General features: G+C 70.7%; 1 protein-coding gene (cut by a window edge). It reads left to right on the top strand.

The genetic code is table 11. The features are described 5' to 3' along the window. Nucleotides 1-17,039, top strand: the 3' portion of a protein-coding gene (locus P2L57_RS35825) for an amidoligase family protein (protein WP_275821956.1). 12,013 nt of this gene lie to the left of the window's left edge; only the last 17,039 of its 29,052 coding nucleotides appear in the window; the start codon falls outside the window, past its left edge; the stop codon is at nt 17,037-17,039.

Here is a 17,039-nt window from a genome sequence, read left to right as displayed (position 1 = left end):
TGACCGCGGACGGGCCGCGCATCGTGGCCGAGGCGCTGGGGGTCAGGACGTGGGCACCGGACAGCGGGTTCCGTCTACTGCCCGATGGCCGGGGGACGGCACACGTGGTCCTGGTGGGGCATGGTGCGGCCTGGGTGCCCATCGGTCTGGCACGCCCCCCGCACCCGCAGGCGGGGACGGCTGGCGATGCGCAGGGCGAGTTGCAGATGGACACCTCGTCTGACACCAGCGTGGATGTTCCTGCTGACGGGCAGTTCGTTACCGGTCAGCCGGACCTGTCGGGCGCGGGTGGGCAGCTCAGCGGGTCGGACGGGTCCAGTGATGTGGAGATGGAGGACCTGGGACCGGATTTCCAGGGCGGGCAGGAAGAGCAGGGCGAGCAGGGCGAGCGGGAAGATCAGGAGATGTCGGATCTTCCGGCGAACCTGGGTGATCTGGTCAGGTCGTGGGTCCCGGATGAGTCGGGTGGGGATCTGGACCTTGATCTGCCGGATCCTCCGGAGGAGCTGCTGGGAGTGCGGGTCCCGACAGCACCGCTGCAGTCGCCGGTTGGGTCGGTGGTGGAGTCGCTGGTTGGGTCGGGGGTGGGTGTTGATGAGTTGCGGGGTGTTCTCGGGGATGGTGCGGGGGGGTTGGATGATGGGCTGCTGACTGCTGGTGGGCGGGTGCTGGGCGGGTTGGAGCCTGGTCTGGATGGTCAGGCTGGGGTGGCCGATGCGATCGACAGGGTGGCCCGGGAGGTCATGGGGCTTCCGGCGGGCGGGGAGGTTTCCGGGCGGGTGAGGGCCGAGTTGGTGGGGCTGCTTGCTGAGGCGGGTGGGGCCGGGCGTGCGGGCTCGGTGGAGGCGGTGACCGCGTTCTATCTTGAGCGCACGTACAACGCGCTTGGCCGCTCGGGGGGTTCTCTGGTTGCTGGAGTGGACCTTACGGGTGGCAGTCAGGAGGTTGACAGCGGCAGTTACCGGTCGACTTCGGCTGCCCGGTCTGGCGGTGGAGTGCTGCGTGATTCCCGGCAGACTCCGTGGGCTGTCCAGGGTGGTGTTCCCCCGTGGCCGATTGTGGTGGTCCCCCGTGGTCAACTCCGCTCTGGGGCCCGTATCGGACTGGTGGGATGGAAGCGCAGCCACCGTAAAATGGGGAGGGATTTGCCGTGGGGTGTTTTCAATGAGCTGATCAAACATCACAGGAGAAGGCCGAGGGGCGCCGATATCCTGCTGGTGATGCCGACGGTCGATGTGCAAGACCGTTCGCGTTGGGTCAACCTCGGCTCGTATATTGACGATCTGGCCCGGTCCATTGCTGACGCGGTGGGCGTTCGTGTGCGGTGGACGAGTTACAGCACAGACCTGGACAGCGGTGCGGGGGAGCGTCAGTCGCTGGTGGTTTACGGTGTGCCAGAGGCCGTGGGCGGTGAGGTCTGGAAGTCGGTGGAGCCGAGTGGCTCGTACCGGGAAGAGGCCGGTCCGCCGTTGTCCGCGGATCTGGTGCCGTTGTTGGGGGACAGTGCGACGGGGCTGAATACCGGGTTGGTGAACGCGGGTGCGGATTTGCTGCGGCAGTGGGGCGGTCTTTCGGCGGCGTCGATCGCTGCGGCGGCGCGGGAGGTGTTGGACTGGTCGCAGGAGGTCACTGCGGCGGTGCGGGCTGAGGTGCTGACGGTGATCGGGGAGGCGCTTGATGCCGGCCGTGCCGAGTCGATACACGCGGTTACCGCTTTCCAGGTGGAAAGCCAGAACTTCTCCGGGAGGCATCCGTTCGACCGGCCGATGGGCACGCCTGAGCATCCGGTTCAGGGAATCAACGCCACTGCGAGGTACTTCGTTTTCGATGCCGGTCGCTATCAGCGGACGGTGGGCGGCGTGGAGGGTTCACCGTGGCCGGTTGACACGAATCCCCTTGTGGTGTCACGGCCATCTGCAACGGGGCACGTGCCATGGCGAACGCAATTCGGTACCACGGCGCCGGTCAGGCAGCTGCACCCGGAGGCCGTCGCTCATCTCCTCAAGCACTTCAGGAAGCGGCCGCAGGGCGCTGACATGGTGGTGCTGGCAGAGGGAGAGCACAATTTCGAGCCCGGGCAGGTGGTTCCGGGCAGGCGCGTGCTGGCGGAGGCGGTCAAGAACATCGTGGGCGTGAGGGTGTGGCACATACCACACCCGGTCAACATCCATGGTGTCAATGGCCGTGCTGGCGGAGACGGCGGGCTTCGCCCCGTTGGTATCCGGTCCTCGGGCGGCGAGGTAACTGAGCTGTTGGAGCCGGCTGAGGGGGCGTACCGGGAGCCGAAGCGCGCGGTTACCGGGCGGGCAGGCCGGCCGGGGTTGAGTGCCCCCCGGCGTCTGCTCCAGCGCAGGAAGGCGGGTCCGCTGGACTGGGAGCGTCTCAGGGAGGTCGAGGGGGTTGAGTCGTGGGTCCTGGAGGAGCTTCTCGGGAACGAGATGCCGTCTTGGGGTACGGATGCTTCCACCCTGCTGTCTGCTGGTGGGGGTGTGCTGGAGCGGCTGGGAGGCGGCCGTGCGGCTGAGGTGATCGACCGTGTGGTCCGCCAGGTCATGCTGCTGACGGACGAGGAGGACGCCACCACCCCCAAGTGGAGGGCCGAGGTGCTGAAATCCCTTGCACACGCCTACTCGGCCGGTCGCGGGGGCACGGTGCACGCCGCTACCGCCTACTACTTGCAGCACCGCGGCGCACGACACGGTGTGGCCCTCCGGCCGGTGGGCCCTCCGCCGCTCCCGACCACCGGAGGCAACCTCGCGTTTCAGAAGTACGCGATCGACATCAGTCGTTATCGGCTGGAGGGCGACCCCGAGCTCGGGGTGCTGAACACGGGATTGCCGGACAACACGTGGACTGCCGTGGTGAATCCCGGCCGCCGGGACGAGCACGTGAGCTGGCGGGACGGCGATAGGCGGCGGGACATGCCCTGGGGGGTGGTCGCTGAGCTGATCAAGTATGCGGACCGTCCGAGCGAGGCGCCCGTCCTGCTGCTGATGACGAGCGGCGATAGGCAGAACCCGCGCAGCCTGCCGCCTGCATTCGCCGACATGGTTGCGCGCACCGTGGGTGGCGTCCCCGTCTTCTACATCCCCCACTCGACGATTCTCCAGGTTCACAGGGGGGCCCAGTCGCGGAATCCTTTGCGGATCAGGGCCGACCGTACTGTCGGGTCACCCATTGTGCGGGCCAACCCGCCCGACGTGGCGGAGCAGGGACATGGGCTTGCTGGAGGACAGGCGCAGCCGTCCGCCGGACCGTCGGCGGTCCACATCCAGACCGAGAACTCCTCGACCCTGACGTCCCCGGACGACGAGCAGCGCGGGAGCGGGGTCCCGGATCGACAGAGGCCGGTCCAGGGCCGGTCCGGAGCGGACGAGGACGCGATCGAGGTCATCGGGGCGGCCGAGGCCGTCTCCGGTCATGATCGGGCTGTGCAGGTTGCCGTTCCGAGGCTGGAGTACCTGACGTCCGAGGTGAACCGTGTCCTGGAGGCGCGCCCGGAATGGACCAACCGTCCGGAACGGAACGGCGAACCTGTCGACGAGGAGACCGTGGCGGACTGGTATCGCCGGTTGCCGTGGAGCTGGCGTGGTCCGGTGCCGCGCCTGCCGGAGGAGCAGGCGCGGGGGATCGCCGACCTGATCATGGGACGGACACTGCCCGGTCTGTTCGGTGGTGCGCCCGGCACGGGCGCCTACCGGCAGGCGTCGGCGAACCCCTTCGGGGCCGAGGCGGGCGATGTCGCTTACCGCTCCCAAGACGCGGCGTGGGGTGTCATCCGGGATTGGCCGGAGTTGTCCGCGGTTTCCGGCCAGCGGCGTTCGTCGGCGTTGCAGCGGATCGACCACGCTGTGGGCAGCGCCCTCCAGCGGCCGAGCGAGCGTCGTCTGCGGCGGGTGTTGGATGCGGCGTCGCAGTGGAAGGCCGACAAGTCGCCGCGGAGCAGTCGCTGGCAGGCGGTCAGTCAGCTGGAGGCGGCGGTCGGGTCCCTGCTCAGCCCGGAGCCAGCCCCGCAGTACGCTCCCCAGCAGTACGCCTCCCAGCACGGTGCCTCCCAGCAGTACGCCTCCCGGCACGGTGCCCCCCAGGAGCAGGCGGGTCCTGCACATGAGCCGCCGGCAGTGCTGGTTGAGGGGTACGCACCGGCTCTCGGGTTCGAGGCGCAGTTGAACGGGTTCCGCGTCAGGCTGCCGGTGGGCACCGACGAGGAGGACTACGGCGTGCTTGTCCTTGTCGAAGTGCCCGGTCTGCTGAAGGTCGTCCTGGACACGGTCGACGGTGTACCCATCCTGGAGGTCACGTCCGAGCCGGCTCGGGGCCTGTCCGGCGGCCGGCCGGACGGCCGGGCGGACAAGGACGAGGTGATGGCCGCGTTCCGCGACCTCCTGGGGAGGTTGGAGGCGGCGCGCCCTTATGAGTCGCTGTCACGTATTTTCCCGGCGCACGCCGGATACGAGGTCGATCCGCTGGCGGCTGATCTGCGGGTCACGCGCAATGGTGATGTCACGGGCATGCTCATCCACTACACGGTGGCCACGCCCGTGGCCGGAGTCACCGGCGTGATGGGGCATGTCGCGGAGCGCATGCGCACGGAGTCGTATGCCACCCGGACCGCCTACGGTGATCTGTTCGCCGCGCGGGAGTTCGGAGAGTTCGGAGCCCGGGAATTCAACCGGTGGCTTCAGATGTATCCGGGGGCGGTTTCGCGTGGGGTGGATTCGCTCGAACTGGAGAATGCCCTCGCCCTGGCGTACTCCCAGGTCGCCGCGGCCGCTCGCCGACGGATGGGTGGGGCGGCCCTGGCGAAGGAGTTCTCCGGGGTGAGTTCGCGGGATCAGCTGTCCGTGGTGAGGGCCGCGCTGGGGGTGGCTCCCCGGGCGTTCCTGGAGCATATGCAGGAGATATTCAAGGCCGAGTTCGTCGAGACCTATCGGAGGTACACCAGGGATTTGCCCACGCCGGTGGACCTGTTGTCCCGGCCGCTTCCTCACCGGTGGGAGGGGAGGCCGGATGCGACGCTCGGCGATTACCTGGACAACATGCTCAGCGAGTCACCCCGGCATGTGGTGAGTCAGCATCATGCGCTTTACATTCGCACGGAGTTCGGGCGGCTTGACAGCAATCCGGTGGATGGCGAGCCGCTGATCGATCCGGAGGGCGTACGGCTGGAGCTGCGGCATTACGCGCCGCTCGCTTCCACGGTGGAGACCCTCAGCGAGGGCTTCTACACCCTCGCGCAGCTGTTGGTCGACCGCTACAACGACGTGCGTTACGTGTACGGGTTGCCCCCTGTCGGACGGCCCCTTGACTTCTCCGCCTCGCAGGCGCCCCTTCCGAGCGGGTCGTCCCAGCCGGGAAGGCGGCCGGGCGGTTTCCTGCCGGTCACCGAGGCGCTGCACACCGACCCGGTTCACACCGAGGCGCCGCACACCGACCCGGTGCACACCGAGGCCGATGCAGGCTCCGCGACGGCTCAGGCGGGAGCCGCTGGCGGCCAGGCCACCGCGCCCGCGGTCGGTACGGCCCAGCAGGGCAGCACGGGGGGCCAGCAGGCGGCGGTGTCCGGGCCGGCCGCGACGGCGTTCCCGGCCGTGCACGAGCCGCGGTACCCGAACCTCTTCACCGGGCCGTCGCGGGCGGAGTACCAGGCCCGTTCGGACGAGTACGGGCGTGCCGCCGCCCGGACGCTGGCGGCCGATCCGCTGATGCGCGCGCACCTTCAGGAGGCCCTCAGCCAAGTGGTGCAGATCTCCAGGAGCAGGCCCGGCGGTCTGACGCCCGCCTTCCTGAGCCTGCTGCACAGCGGGTCCTCGCTGCACGGTCTCGCCGCCGTAGCCGCCGAGAAGCGGCTGCTGGATCCCGACAATCCGCCTCCGTTCGACGAGCTGATGGCTGCGTTCCAGCGGGTGGCGCCGCACTTCGCGTCGGCGCAGCAACTGCCCGTGGTGGCCGGTATCCAGGCACGCGAGGCCGCGTGGGATGCCGAGATGCGGCGGCGCGGCTACCACGGATCGGGCGAGCTGACAGCTGGTCAGCTGCAGCAGGCTCGGGACGTCGAGCTGATGCTCCGTGTCTATGACGAGTTGCGGATCCCCGGTGGTGACAAGTTCATGTTCCGGGAGGCGGTGGCGGGGTGGTTCCTGTCGCGTCCGGACGCGTTGCCGTGGGAGTGGTTCCTGGACGTCTCGCACCGGGCCGGGGTGTGGGACGAGGAGGTGGAGCCCGACCCGTGGCTGACGGACATGTCCCGGGTGCACGGATGGATACACGGCACGCTCGACCCGCGGGAGCGGCTGCCGCACGGCACACTGGCGGGCGACCAGGCCGTGCGGGACGCGTTGCGGCCGCCGCACGTGGTGATGTACGCGGCGCAGACGGAACCGCTGCTCGGCCATGAGGTGACCGGACTCGGAGTCTGGTTCGATCCCACCCAGGTCCTCGGAGTGGGATTCAATCAGCTCACGGGTGTGACCGGCCGCGCTTCGGAGCTGTGGGGCGCGCGTCGGGAGGCGCTGCGAGACCAGTTGCGCGACCCCGCCACCCTGACGGTGCTGCAGCGGCTGTCGGCCGGGCACTGCATGGCGCTGACGCTGGTCTCCGGGCCCGATGCCCGGTTCTTCGTTCCGGGGGTGCTGGGCGGGGGACCACAGGCGCTGGACCGGCTGCGCGCCGAGTTCCAAGCCGCGGGCCTCAGCACGGACCCCTCGAACAGGGCGCAGTGGCCACTGCTGATGCTGCGCGATCCAGGCATCCGGGCCGTCATCGGCGGGTCAGCTCCGGCAGCCGACCTGAAGGCCGCGGTCGACGCGTTCGTGCAACGGGTCGACGAGCGGTTGCTGGCCGAGGTGCGCGGCCATGCGTCCATGGCCGAAGAGGCCCTGGACCTGCTGCCGGCCAAGCCGGCGGACGGCCGCTCGGCGGTCTACACCCTGATCGCGCCGGGGCCCCTGTTCGGCGGGACGAGCACCTACCCGGGCAAGGGCAAGGAGCTGCCGCTCTCCGCGTTCCACATCGGGTCGTCGGACCGTGCGGCGGCGCTGAAGGATCTCAACGATCGGCTCAAGGGGGTACCGCCGGGGACTCGGCATGGGGTGGTCCTCGAAGTCGTGCGGCCGCTGTCGTCCCGCGAGACGTCGATCTTCTCGCTGACGCCGGGGAAGCGCCAGGTGCAGTCCCCCCGGCCGACCACGCTGCGGACCCTCGGACACTCGTACGGCAGGGACGGGAAGACCGGCCTGTGGTACGAGCTCATCGTCGCCACCGAGGTGCAGCGGCCGACGTCGAAGATCGCCTGGGACAACGAGGTCCTGGTCCGCGGCGTCCGCACGCCGAGCGGAGTGCTGTTCGGCTACTCGAGTCACAACTCTCGGGATCACGCGTTTCGCAGGGACGCCTACGCGCGCTTCCCGTTCGTCAGCCACCACAAGGTTCACGACATCCGGAACGGCAAGTCCGGCCCGCCTCGGCCGTGGCCGCTGCCGGTGGGGGTCAGCCAGCACACTGGCAAGCCGGGCTTCGCGGTGTTCGCCGCGCACGGCTCGCCTCACTTGCTCGCCGTGATCGGCCGTTTCGGTCCCAAACTGCTGAGCGGTACGCAGAGCGGAGCAGAGTCCGCCCGGCGGCTGGCCGAGGCGGGGATCGCCAACGACACGCCTTTGCTGCAGTGGCAGTGTTCGGTGGGCACCAAGCGCCCCGGCCTGTCGTCGGTGGCGCAGCAGGCGGTTGGCGAGCAGCCGCCGCAGCGCGCCTCCTACGCGGGGAACACGGTTGTCGGCACCTCGGGCAGAGGGCAGCAGAACTACGTCGAGCTCGCGCCGGGGTGGAACGCCGCGCCCGATGTGGACGTCGCGAGAGTCCAGCCACCGGCCACGCGGGGTTCGGGCATGCCGGCGCCCTCGACCGAGCCGTACTTCGCCGGCCAAGCGGCGCGTTACCCGGTGACCAGCGAGTGGTTCGGGTACGCGGCGGTCTACGACGCGGCGCTGGGCGAGCGGCTGTCGGGGGATCAGGGGTCGCTGGCGGTTATGCGCCGGGTCGTCAAGGCGATCGCCGACTCCGGCCGGTTCGAGATGGCGATCGATCCCAGCGGACCCGGGGTGACCCTGAACGAGCTGATCGACGTCACCCGTGCCGCCGCGAACGACAGGTCTCCGGCCGACGCCACCCCGCTGATCGTCAGCGCACCGGTGCACAAGCAGCTCCTTGAGGAGCGCGGCATCTCGGTCGCACCGCAGACCCCGCGCACGCGGGCGATGTACCACCTGTACCGGGATCTGGACCTGCCCGGTGAGCGTTTCCCGGCGTTCGTGCGGGCCGTGTTCGGCTGGGCGCTGTCACAGCGGCAGCCCCTCGCCGGACTCCTGCTCGAACTCTGGCTGTCCGGGATGAGCGGGAACCAGGCGGCGCTCACCGCGGCGCTGGCCGGCAACGGGCCGCATCTGTACGGCCTGGTCGACACCATGTTCGCGCCGCGCGACGGGCTGCCTCCGGGGGATCTCGCGGAGCGTCTGCGGCTGCCGCATCGGCGGACCCACTCCGAGGGCATGTCGTGGCTCGCCGCACATCCGGACGGCGTCCAGGTGCCACAGGGTCTGATGCAGGCCGTGCGGCTGCTCTCGGCGTCGGAGAAGCTCCCGCCGGTGCCGGCCGGGGCCGAGCCGCAGCTGGGCGCGCGCACTTGGGCGGACAGGCATTCCGCGGCTCGTGACTGGGGCAGTGGTCTGGTGGACCGCCTCGACCCCGCGCACGTCATCGAGTTGTACCAGCTCAGCCACGACGGCAACCGCTGGCTGCTGGAATCGGGCGCCGACGAACTCCCCTTCGCCGAGGGCGCGGCGGCGCTGAAGCCGCTGCTGTGGAAGGAGATCAACGCGGCGGTGGACCGGATGGAGGAGGGCCACGAGCTGTACCTGCCGCCGCTGCTGCGGCACCCGATCCTGCAACGGCACACCGACCGGCTGGTCGTCGCCCTGCCGGACACCGACGCCTTCGACGAGATCCACCAGGACATGCTCAACACGATCCCCACGCTGGCCCGTGCCCTGCGTGCCCAGCTCCCCATCCATCGGGGGCTGGCGGCGGAGGGCCTGGCGGAACTGCCCCCGGTCAAACGTCCGGTGTTCTACGCTTTCGAGGCACCGGTCGCCGGGGCGGGCGGGAGCCTGGCGAGGCTGAGCGTGCCGCAGTTCCAGCGGGTCGCACTGGAGGAGGCCGACGCGCTGGCGCAGTTGGGAACGGTCGCGGACCCCACTCGCCGGGTCGTGGTCGAAGTGGCGAACTCCACGGCCCGCGACTTCACCGCTCTGGCGCACGATCCCGGTCGGCGCCAGATCCGGTACGCCGCGGCGACCGTGCTGGCGGGACGGTCGCGTCACGGCCGCACGGACGGCGACGGCAACCCCTACGAGCTGGTGCGGGTGGAGGAGCTGCCGTCGGCTGACCCGCGGAACGCGCTCGACGCGGTGAAGGCCGTCGCCACGGCCGCGGAGACCCAGATGGCACCGCTGCCGGGAAGCGACGCGCTCGACCAGAGTTCGGCCGACCGGCACTCCGGCCAACTGACCGGCGCCGCAGTCACCCCGTCATACGCGGCGGCGCGGCGGTCCTCCGACGCGGCCATGGACGACGCGTCCGAGGCGGGGGAGTCCGGTTCCGAAGCGTCCATGGACGACGAGTCGGACGCCGCCGAGTCCGGCACGGTTGTGCGGCGGAGGCGTTCCGGCGACGAGTCGGACGCGGGCGAACGCGACGATCGCGCACCGGCCTACCCCGACCCCCGGTTCCGCAACGACGGCATCGCGGCCTCGCTCGCCGTGGAAGACGCGGTGTCCCGCGTCCCAGGGCCGTCAAGGGACCGCGCCAGTGATGTGGCGTCATCGGCCACGGCGCAGCCCCACGCATCGCAGTCGGAAGCGGCCGCCCCCGTGACCAAGGCGCCGCCGCGGGTGGTCGCCACGCTCCGGCTGCCTCCGTACCTGGAGTCGATGAGGGCTCCGGGACTGGCCCATCTGCACGACCTGAGCGTCCTGCCGTGGGTCGCCGAGCGGATACGGACACTGACCGAGGGCGGCGATCCGAAGCCCGTCATCGACGAACTGGAGTCGAACGGCGGCGCCTTCATCGGTGACGGCGTCCCGTTCCAGGTCCGCGGCGGCGACGGCTGGTACGACGTGACGGTCGCCGTCAACCGCGCCGATCGCGAGAGACGACCGCTGATCACCCTCGTCGACCGGACGAAGGGCGAGGGCCCGGACATCGCCGGTCTGCAGATGGCCACCGGCACCGACGCCCGCTCGACGAAGTCGACCCACGGCTGGGCGGTCAAGGCGAGTGCCACTGTGCTCCTGCCGACGCCGACGCCCGGCCTGCTCGCCGGCGGCACAGCGGTGGTGAACCTTTCGTTCGGCCAGACCTCGCGGGAGTCGGGCGCCCAGGAGACCCTGTCCCTCAACAGCCTGCTGGCCAGCGCCGACGGCTCGGTGGACGTCCCGCGCCAGGTCACGGTGAGCGTTCGGGTGGAGAGGACGGGGCGCCTCGGAGTGCCCAGGGTCTTCCGCGCCAACGGTCCCGCGACCGTCACGGTTCCCGTCCGCTTCCTCGTCGCCGACGGCCCGCAGCCCGGCAGCGCATCCCTTGAGCCGCTGCCCGCGAAGACGGCACGCGCCCTGCGGTTCGCCGACTCGCTGGACATTCTGGGAGTGACCGACACGGGCGGTCAGTTCGCGGGCGGCAAGGGCCTGTTCGACGTGATCCGCTCGCTGGTGCATCCGGCGCTCACCGCACCCGGCGCTCCGGGCCGGTCGACCGCGTTCAAGGCCGGGACGGCCGACCGGCTCACCCACGACCTGCACTCCTTCTTCGAGGGGTGGACGGACTCCGAGGAACTGGTCAGCGCGGACGGGTATCTGCGCGGAGGGTACCGGGCGCGGGGCGAGATCGTCAGGATCGCGCCGGCCTTCCCGGTCGACGACATGTTCTCCCGCCGCTACCGGCAGTCCGACCGGCAGCGGTCGGTGGAAGTCAGCCACGGCATTGGCGGTGAGGTGGGGCTCGGTCCCGCGGTCGGTCTGGGGCTGATTCCCGGCGGCCCTCGGGTGCGACTGGCTGTGCGGCCCGCGCTGATGTCCGCGATAAGCCGGGCGGTTTCGTCGAAGTCGATCGTCACGACGGCAGCCGGGCCGCAGATCACCGGTGGCCGGATCGTCTACCAGGCCCGGGTGCGGATCTGGGCGGAGGGCACGGGCGCGCGGTCCAGCGCGATGCGCGCGGGGCTCGCCGGCGGACCTGCGTACAAGGACGTGACCGCCTGGCTGAGCCTGCGCCCCGACGAGGCCGCGTCGCTGGGGCTGAAGCTGCCCGGCGACATGTCGACGATTCCGCCTCTGCTGCGGCCCCCGGGCTACGAACGGACCATGCCCTTCGGCCCGTCGAGCCCCAGCGTGGCGCTGTCGAAGGTGGATACCGCACAGCTCGTCCAGCACATCGAGGCGCTGTTCGTGGAGGACCCGAGGCTGGATGGATTCCTGCCGGGATTCGGCGACGCCAACAAGTCCGGCTTCTTCCAGACCGCGCCCGACCACGCGCGCATGCGGACCAACCACCGGAACCTGATCAAGGCGCTCTCACCGTCCAACATGACCGCGCGCAAGGGCCAGTTGCTCAGCACGGGCATCCCGGTGCGCCTGCGCCGCAAGGGCTGGACCAGCAACGAGTACGTCCTGGTGCGGGTCAAGGGCCGCTTCGTCACGGCACCGCAGTACAAGGGGGACATCGCAGACTGGAGGATGCGCAGCACCGCCAAGCTGGTTGGCCGTGCGCACAGCGGCGAGGGCGGGCAGTACGGCGCCTCGTTGGTGGGATCGCTGTCGGCCAAACCCATTCCGGGGCACTACTACTTGACGTTCGCCGCGGCGTTCGGCGCGACCCGGGCACGGGTCAACATGGCCGGTCCGAACATGGAAGCCCGATGGCTGACCACCGGCTCCGCCGACACCAGCGCGTACGACTCCGTGCTGGCGTTCGACGTGGAGGTCACATCCGTCACGCGGCCCAGGACCTGGCGGCGGTACGCGACGCCCGGACTGCCCGGCCGGCAGAGCCCCGAGGTGACCGTGATCGCCCGTACCGGCGCCGCCTCGGGCGCGGCCGCCGGAGTGCGCCCGCTGGCTGTCGATCCGGTGCCCGTGCAGTTGACGACCCCGACGGCTCTCACCCTCGCGCCCTCCGCCGTCCATCTGCCGCACATCGCAGCGGATACGCGGACCATTCCGGTGCCCGAGCTGCGCGGGATCAACACGATGTACGACCCCGCGTGGGCCGCTCCCGCGCCCGAGAAGCGGGCGCTGAAGCAGTGGCTCGCGCTGGAGATCGTCGGCGACGGTGCCGAGATCCGCGAACTGGCGCAGGAACTGCTCGCCGACGCCGCCGGCGGCGACGAGGCGTTCACGGTCCCTGGCCTGGACCCGGCGCTGTGGATCGAGGAGCGGTTCAGCGCCGACACGCTCCCGTCGGGTCTGGCCCGCGGCACCAAGAGCGCCTGGATCGCCGACGACCTGCGCTACGAGCGCCGGGCGGGCACGCTGAGCGGTGCGGTGGGCAGCCGCTTCCATGTGGTCAACCCCTCCGTGGTGGAAGTGCTCGACGGACCCGCCACCGAGCAGTGGCTGACGGGCGGTCACCAGGTGGTCAGCGCCAAGGACGCCAGCAGGTTCGTGAAGACCTCGCTGATGCTCGCCGGTGCGGGAGACCCGTCGCAGACGACGTTCTTGTTCGGCGGTCTGGCCCCCAGCTTCGGCTTCAACAAGTCGCTGCAGTCGCTGCTGGCTTCCGCCGCCGCGATCGACCGGATCACCGTCACCGGCGCCGACCAACGGGTCGTGCTGGTCCAGGGAGACCTTGAGGTCCTGATGGCCGCCGAGGCGGCGGTTGGCATCCTGCCGGCGAAGTTGCGCACCGGTGGCCGGCTGCTGTCCCGGTCCGCCGCCGCGCTGCTGACCGAGGAACAGGCACGTGCGCTCGGACTCGGCACACAGATCGACACGCGCCTGAGGGCCCGGGGGATCACTCCGCCGGCGCCCGATGCGGAAGGCTCCGAGGATGCTCCGGAGGTGCCGGTCGGCGACGGTTCGCATGCCGCCGTTCCGGAACCGGCCACGGCTGCGACGGCTGCCGCCGGGGGTTCCGAGGCCGAGCGCACGGCTGCCGAGCCGGCGCCTGCTCCTCAGCCCCAGCTCCAGCCCGAGACCGAGCCCGAGCCCGATCGTGCTGCCGAGCTGCGGTTGGCGGAGGACGGGCCGCTGGGGCTCGGCACGGTGGAGAACGCACCCGATTTCGGACGGCTGCTACCCGCACTGCGCGGCAAGCTGACGGCCCGGCAGGGCAAGCTCACCAAGGACCTCATCCCCGTTGACCTGCTGCCCGAGCGGCTGCTTGACGATAAACGGCACAACACCGAACGGCTCGGAGCGGTGCTCGACGGTGCCGTCGGCCTGCTCAGCAGCCTGATGGACGACGACGTGTCGGTGGAACTGTTCGACCAGAACCGCGGCACCCGGGCCTACTGGGCGCGGTTGGTGCTGAGCCGCGGGGACGGCACCTTCCACAGCCGTCCCCAGCAGGGCCGGGCGATCGCGTACCAGACGACTGCGGTGCTCGACGGCGGGACGACCAGCTCGGAAGGCAGGGGCCCTGGGCTGGATGCCCCCACCGTTGTGGACGGCACCCTCTCCGACAGCGCGGGCGGCCTGGCAGGGCTGCCGGCCGGCGGTACCTCTGCCCAGCGCACCTTCGCCGACACCGTGCGCAAGGCGCTCATGACCAGCGTCAAAACCGTCATCCCGGACAAGGCCGGCATGGTCCACATCAAGATCCCGGTGTCGGCGCGGCTGGAACTGCACCGCGCGGGGTCGCCGGATGACCCACGGCCGATTGTCTCCGTGGACCTGGAGGCGCCGCTCCCCGCGCAGGACGGATCGCCCGTCGAGGACGACCGCTACCTGCTGTTCCGTATCCCGGAGTCGGATCTGCGGGCGCTGATGGGGCTTCGCCCGCCACGCGAACTGCCGCCGGTGGACCAGCCGCTCGCGTCGCTCGCGCCGCCCGCGCAGTGGAGCGCCTCGGGGGTGCGGCTGCCGAGGGAAGCACAGGCGAACGGCTTCCGGGGAGCAGCACAGGTGCGGGCGGGGATGGCCGCCCTGACGCGGAAGCTGGGGGCGTCGCCGAACTTCCAGACCATCGGCAAGGCCGTGGCGTACACCGTGCGGGAGGAGGTGTCCACGGAGTGGCTTGAGTCGGCGCTGCCGGTTCTCACCACGTCCGGGCTGCCGCTGCCTTCGGCGTTCGTCAAGCGGTTCTTCGGCACGGAGGACCTGGACGTCTTCCTGCACGCACGACTCACCGACGGCGAGGTGCTCGGCACCGGTGAGAAGGCCGACTTCGAAGCGGTCTCGGGGGCGAGCCCAGGCAGCATGGGGCTGCTGGACAGCGGGCAGGGCGGCAGGCTGGCGGACAGCGGCGGTGTCGCGGGACAGGGCGCGCCGCTGCCGGCATGGCTGAACTCCGGCGCCCACTTCTACCACGACTACGAGACGACACCGGCCCGCTCAGCCGGGCACAGCACCACCGAGACCGCCCAGCGCAGCAGCGGAAACGTGACCACGCTGGTCTTCTCAGGCCCGTACGCGATGGTCCAGTTCACCGTCGACCTGCGCCTGGTCGCCCGGTTGCGCGACACCGCCAGGCACGCCATGGCGATCAAGGACGCCGAAGCAGAGCTGGACGTGCCGATCGCGCACCCGGTCCCGATCCGGATGACCCGCGACTCGGCAGCCCGGATGCTGGCCGCGGGCGCCATCACCGACCCGAGGAACCATGTGCTGCGGTCCCAGGTGAAGGTGGAGAGGATTCTCGACCGCCACGGGCAGCCCTCAGGACTGATGTCGTACACCCGCGAGGGTGCCGCTGCGCGGCGGGACGCCTATCGGGAGGTCCCGGGCATACGGGAGTACACCCAGTGGCGGCGTGACGCCGACGGCCATCTGGTGAGCACACAGCGCCGGTTGCCGGTGGCGCCGGACGCCAAGGTCGTGGTGTGGGGCTCGCACGGCGGCGGCGGGCGGTTCACGGGTGCCACGGAGGAAGACAAGGCCATCGGCTTCGATGCTGAGGGGCTTCTGTCGCTGTTCGAGGGCGAGTTGCCGGCGGACGCGACGGACATCCTGCTGACGTCGTGCTCCTCCGGTGCCGACCAGAGGACGCAGAAGGAGGTGGCGCGCCGCATCCAGGAGGCGACCGGGCTCGGTGTGCACCTGCCCGAGTACGACAGCTCGGTCACCCCGGCTACCGCGGATGAGCCGGTGCGCATCCACACCCACGAGCGGCCGGACGACAGTCCCACGCGCTTCGTCTCCGCACTTCCGGAGGGCCGTGCTGAGGTCCCGCAGACCGTGGTGGCCGGACCAGCGCAGCGGCAGCCCGACTATCCGGCGGCGCGGTACCGCAATGCCGGCCCTTCGACGGCCCTGGCGGGTGACGCCGGCGTCCAGACCGCCGCGCCCGCGCCCGGCGCGGCCCAGCTCCCCGACGACCTGTACCCCGGGGAGGCGGTGATCGAGCGGCTGAGCGGGTCGATCGAGGGCCACGTCGTACTGGCGAAGGCCAAGGCGAACATCTGGGCCCCGGGCACCTGGTGGCCCGAGCATTGGATGACGCCGGGTCCGGCCCGCCTGCGAAGGGCACTTGAGCGCCGGGTGGTCCGGGGAGAGGTCTTCGGCGACCAGGACCTGGCAGACATCGCCACGCTCTCGCGGGTGGACCCCCAGTGGCTGTCGGACGTGGGCATCGGCGCCCTCGCGGAGGCCGAGGCGTACGCGGACGGCGGCTACAAGGACTGGCTGAAGCTCGCGCCCGGCAAGCGCCTCCTCGTCGCGACCCTCTCCTTCCGCTCCCACGGCCCGGACGCCCGCGCGTCCGGCGAACCCGTGCCGATCAGTCCGGACTACACCCTCGGCCGCTTCATGACCACCCAGGGTGCCGTGCCCCGGGAGGGCAAGCAGCCCCTGTACGACGAGCGCGACGCGCAGATCCGGCAGACCGCCGTCGACACCCTGCACCCGGCCGGGCTCGCGCCGGAACGCCGCCACGACGAGGCGGACAGCCCCGCCGTCGAGGCAGCAGCGGTGAAGGACGCCAAGGCCCGCGAGATCCTCACCGCCGTCCTGCTCGTCCTCCAGCACGGGCTGAAGGTCTACGACCCGCAGCAGCGAATGCACGTCGACTACCGCGAGGGCGACGTGATCCGCGCCCTCGCCCACGGCGGACGGGTCAACATCCGCGTACCGGCACTGCGCGAGGGCGAGTCGCGCGCGTCGCTGACGGACTTCCTGGGCGTCACCGAGGGCGGGCGGCGCGCGAAGTCCGTGGACAAGCGCCGGTTCGCCACCCACCGCACCGCCGTCGGCAAGAACAAGGGAAACGAGCCCGGCGCGTTCCGGGAGAAGGGCGGCGTGGGCGCCTCCCTCACCAACCTGTTCACGCCGTCCGCGCCGGTCCTCGGGCTGGAGCCCCCGGAGCTGATGGGCATCGACATCTCCGGCGGCGGCCTTGGCTCGAAGGATTGGAACGGCGACGTCGTCCTGCCGAACGGCTCGTACGGCCACATGCTGCTGGTCTTCACAGCGCCGACCCCGAAGAAGGACGGTTCCCTGCTGGTCGGCATCGAGACGATCAAGCCCCACGCCGAGAGCCCGGTCGGCTACGAGCACGACTTCCGCTCAACCGAGGCCACAGCCAACCCTGAATCCGTCCTGCACGGCCACAAGGGCGACAAGATCGGTTCTGGCGGGCTGAAGCTCAACGAACGGCTGGTGGACCTGCGGGAACTGGGCACCGCCCAGGGCAGCGGGGACTGGCGTGCCTTCCTGGACCAGGTCAAGCAGGAGTGGGACGCGAAGCTGACCGCGACCGCAGACGGCACGCCGGAGCGCCGGGCGCTGTACGAAGAACTCGTTGGGCGCCGCCGGTTCGACGGCGAGACCGGATAA

Origin of the sequence: Streptantibioticus ferralitis, from assembly GCF_029223525.1 — a bacterium.
Classification (GTDB): domain Bacteria; phylum Actinomycetota; class Actinomycetes; order Streptomycetales; family Streptomycetaceae; genus Streptantibioticus_A; species Streptantibioticus_A ferralitis.
The sequence above is the reverse complement of the archived record's forward strand: the minus strand, read 5'-3'. Positions and strand labels throughout refer to the sequence as shown.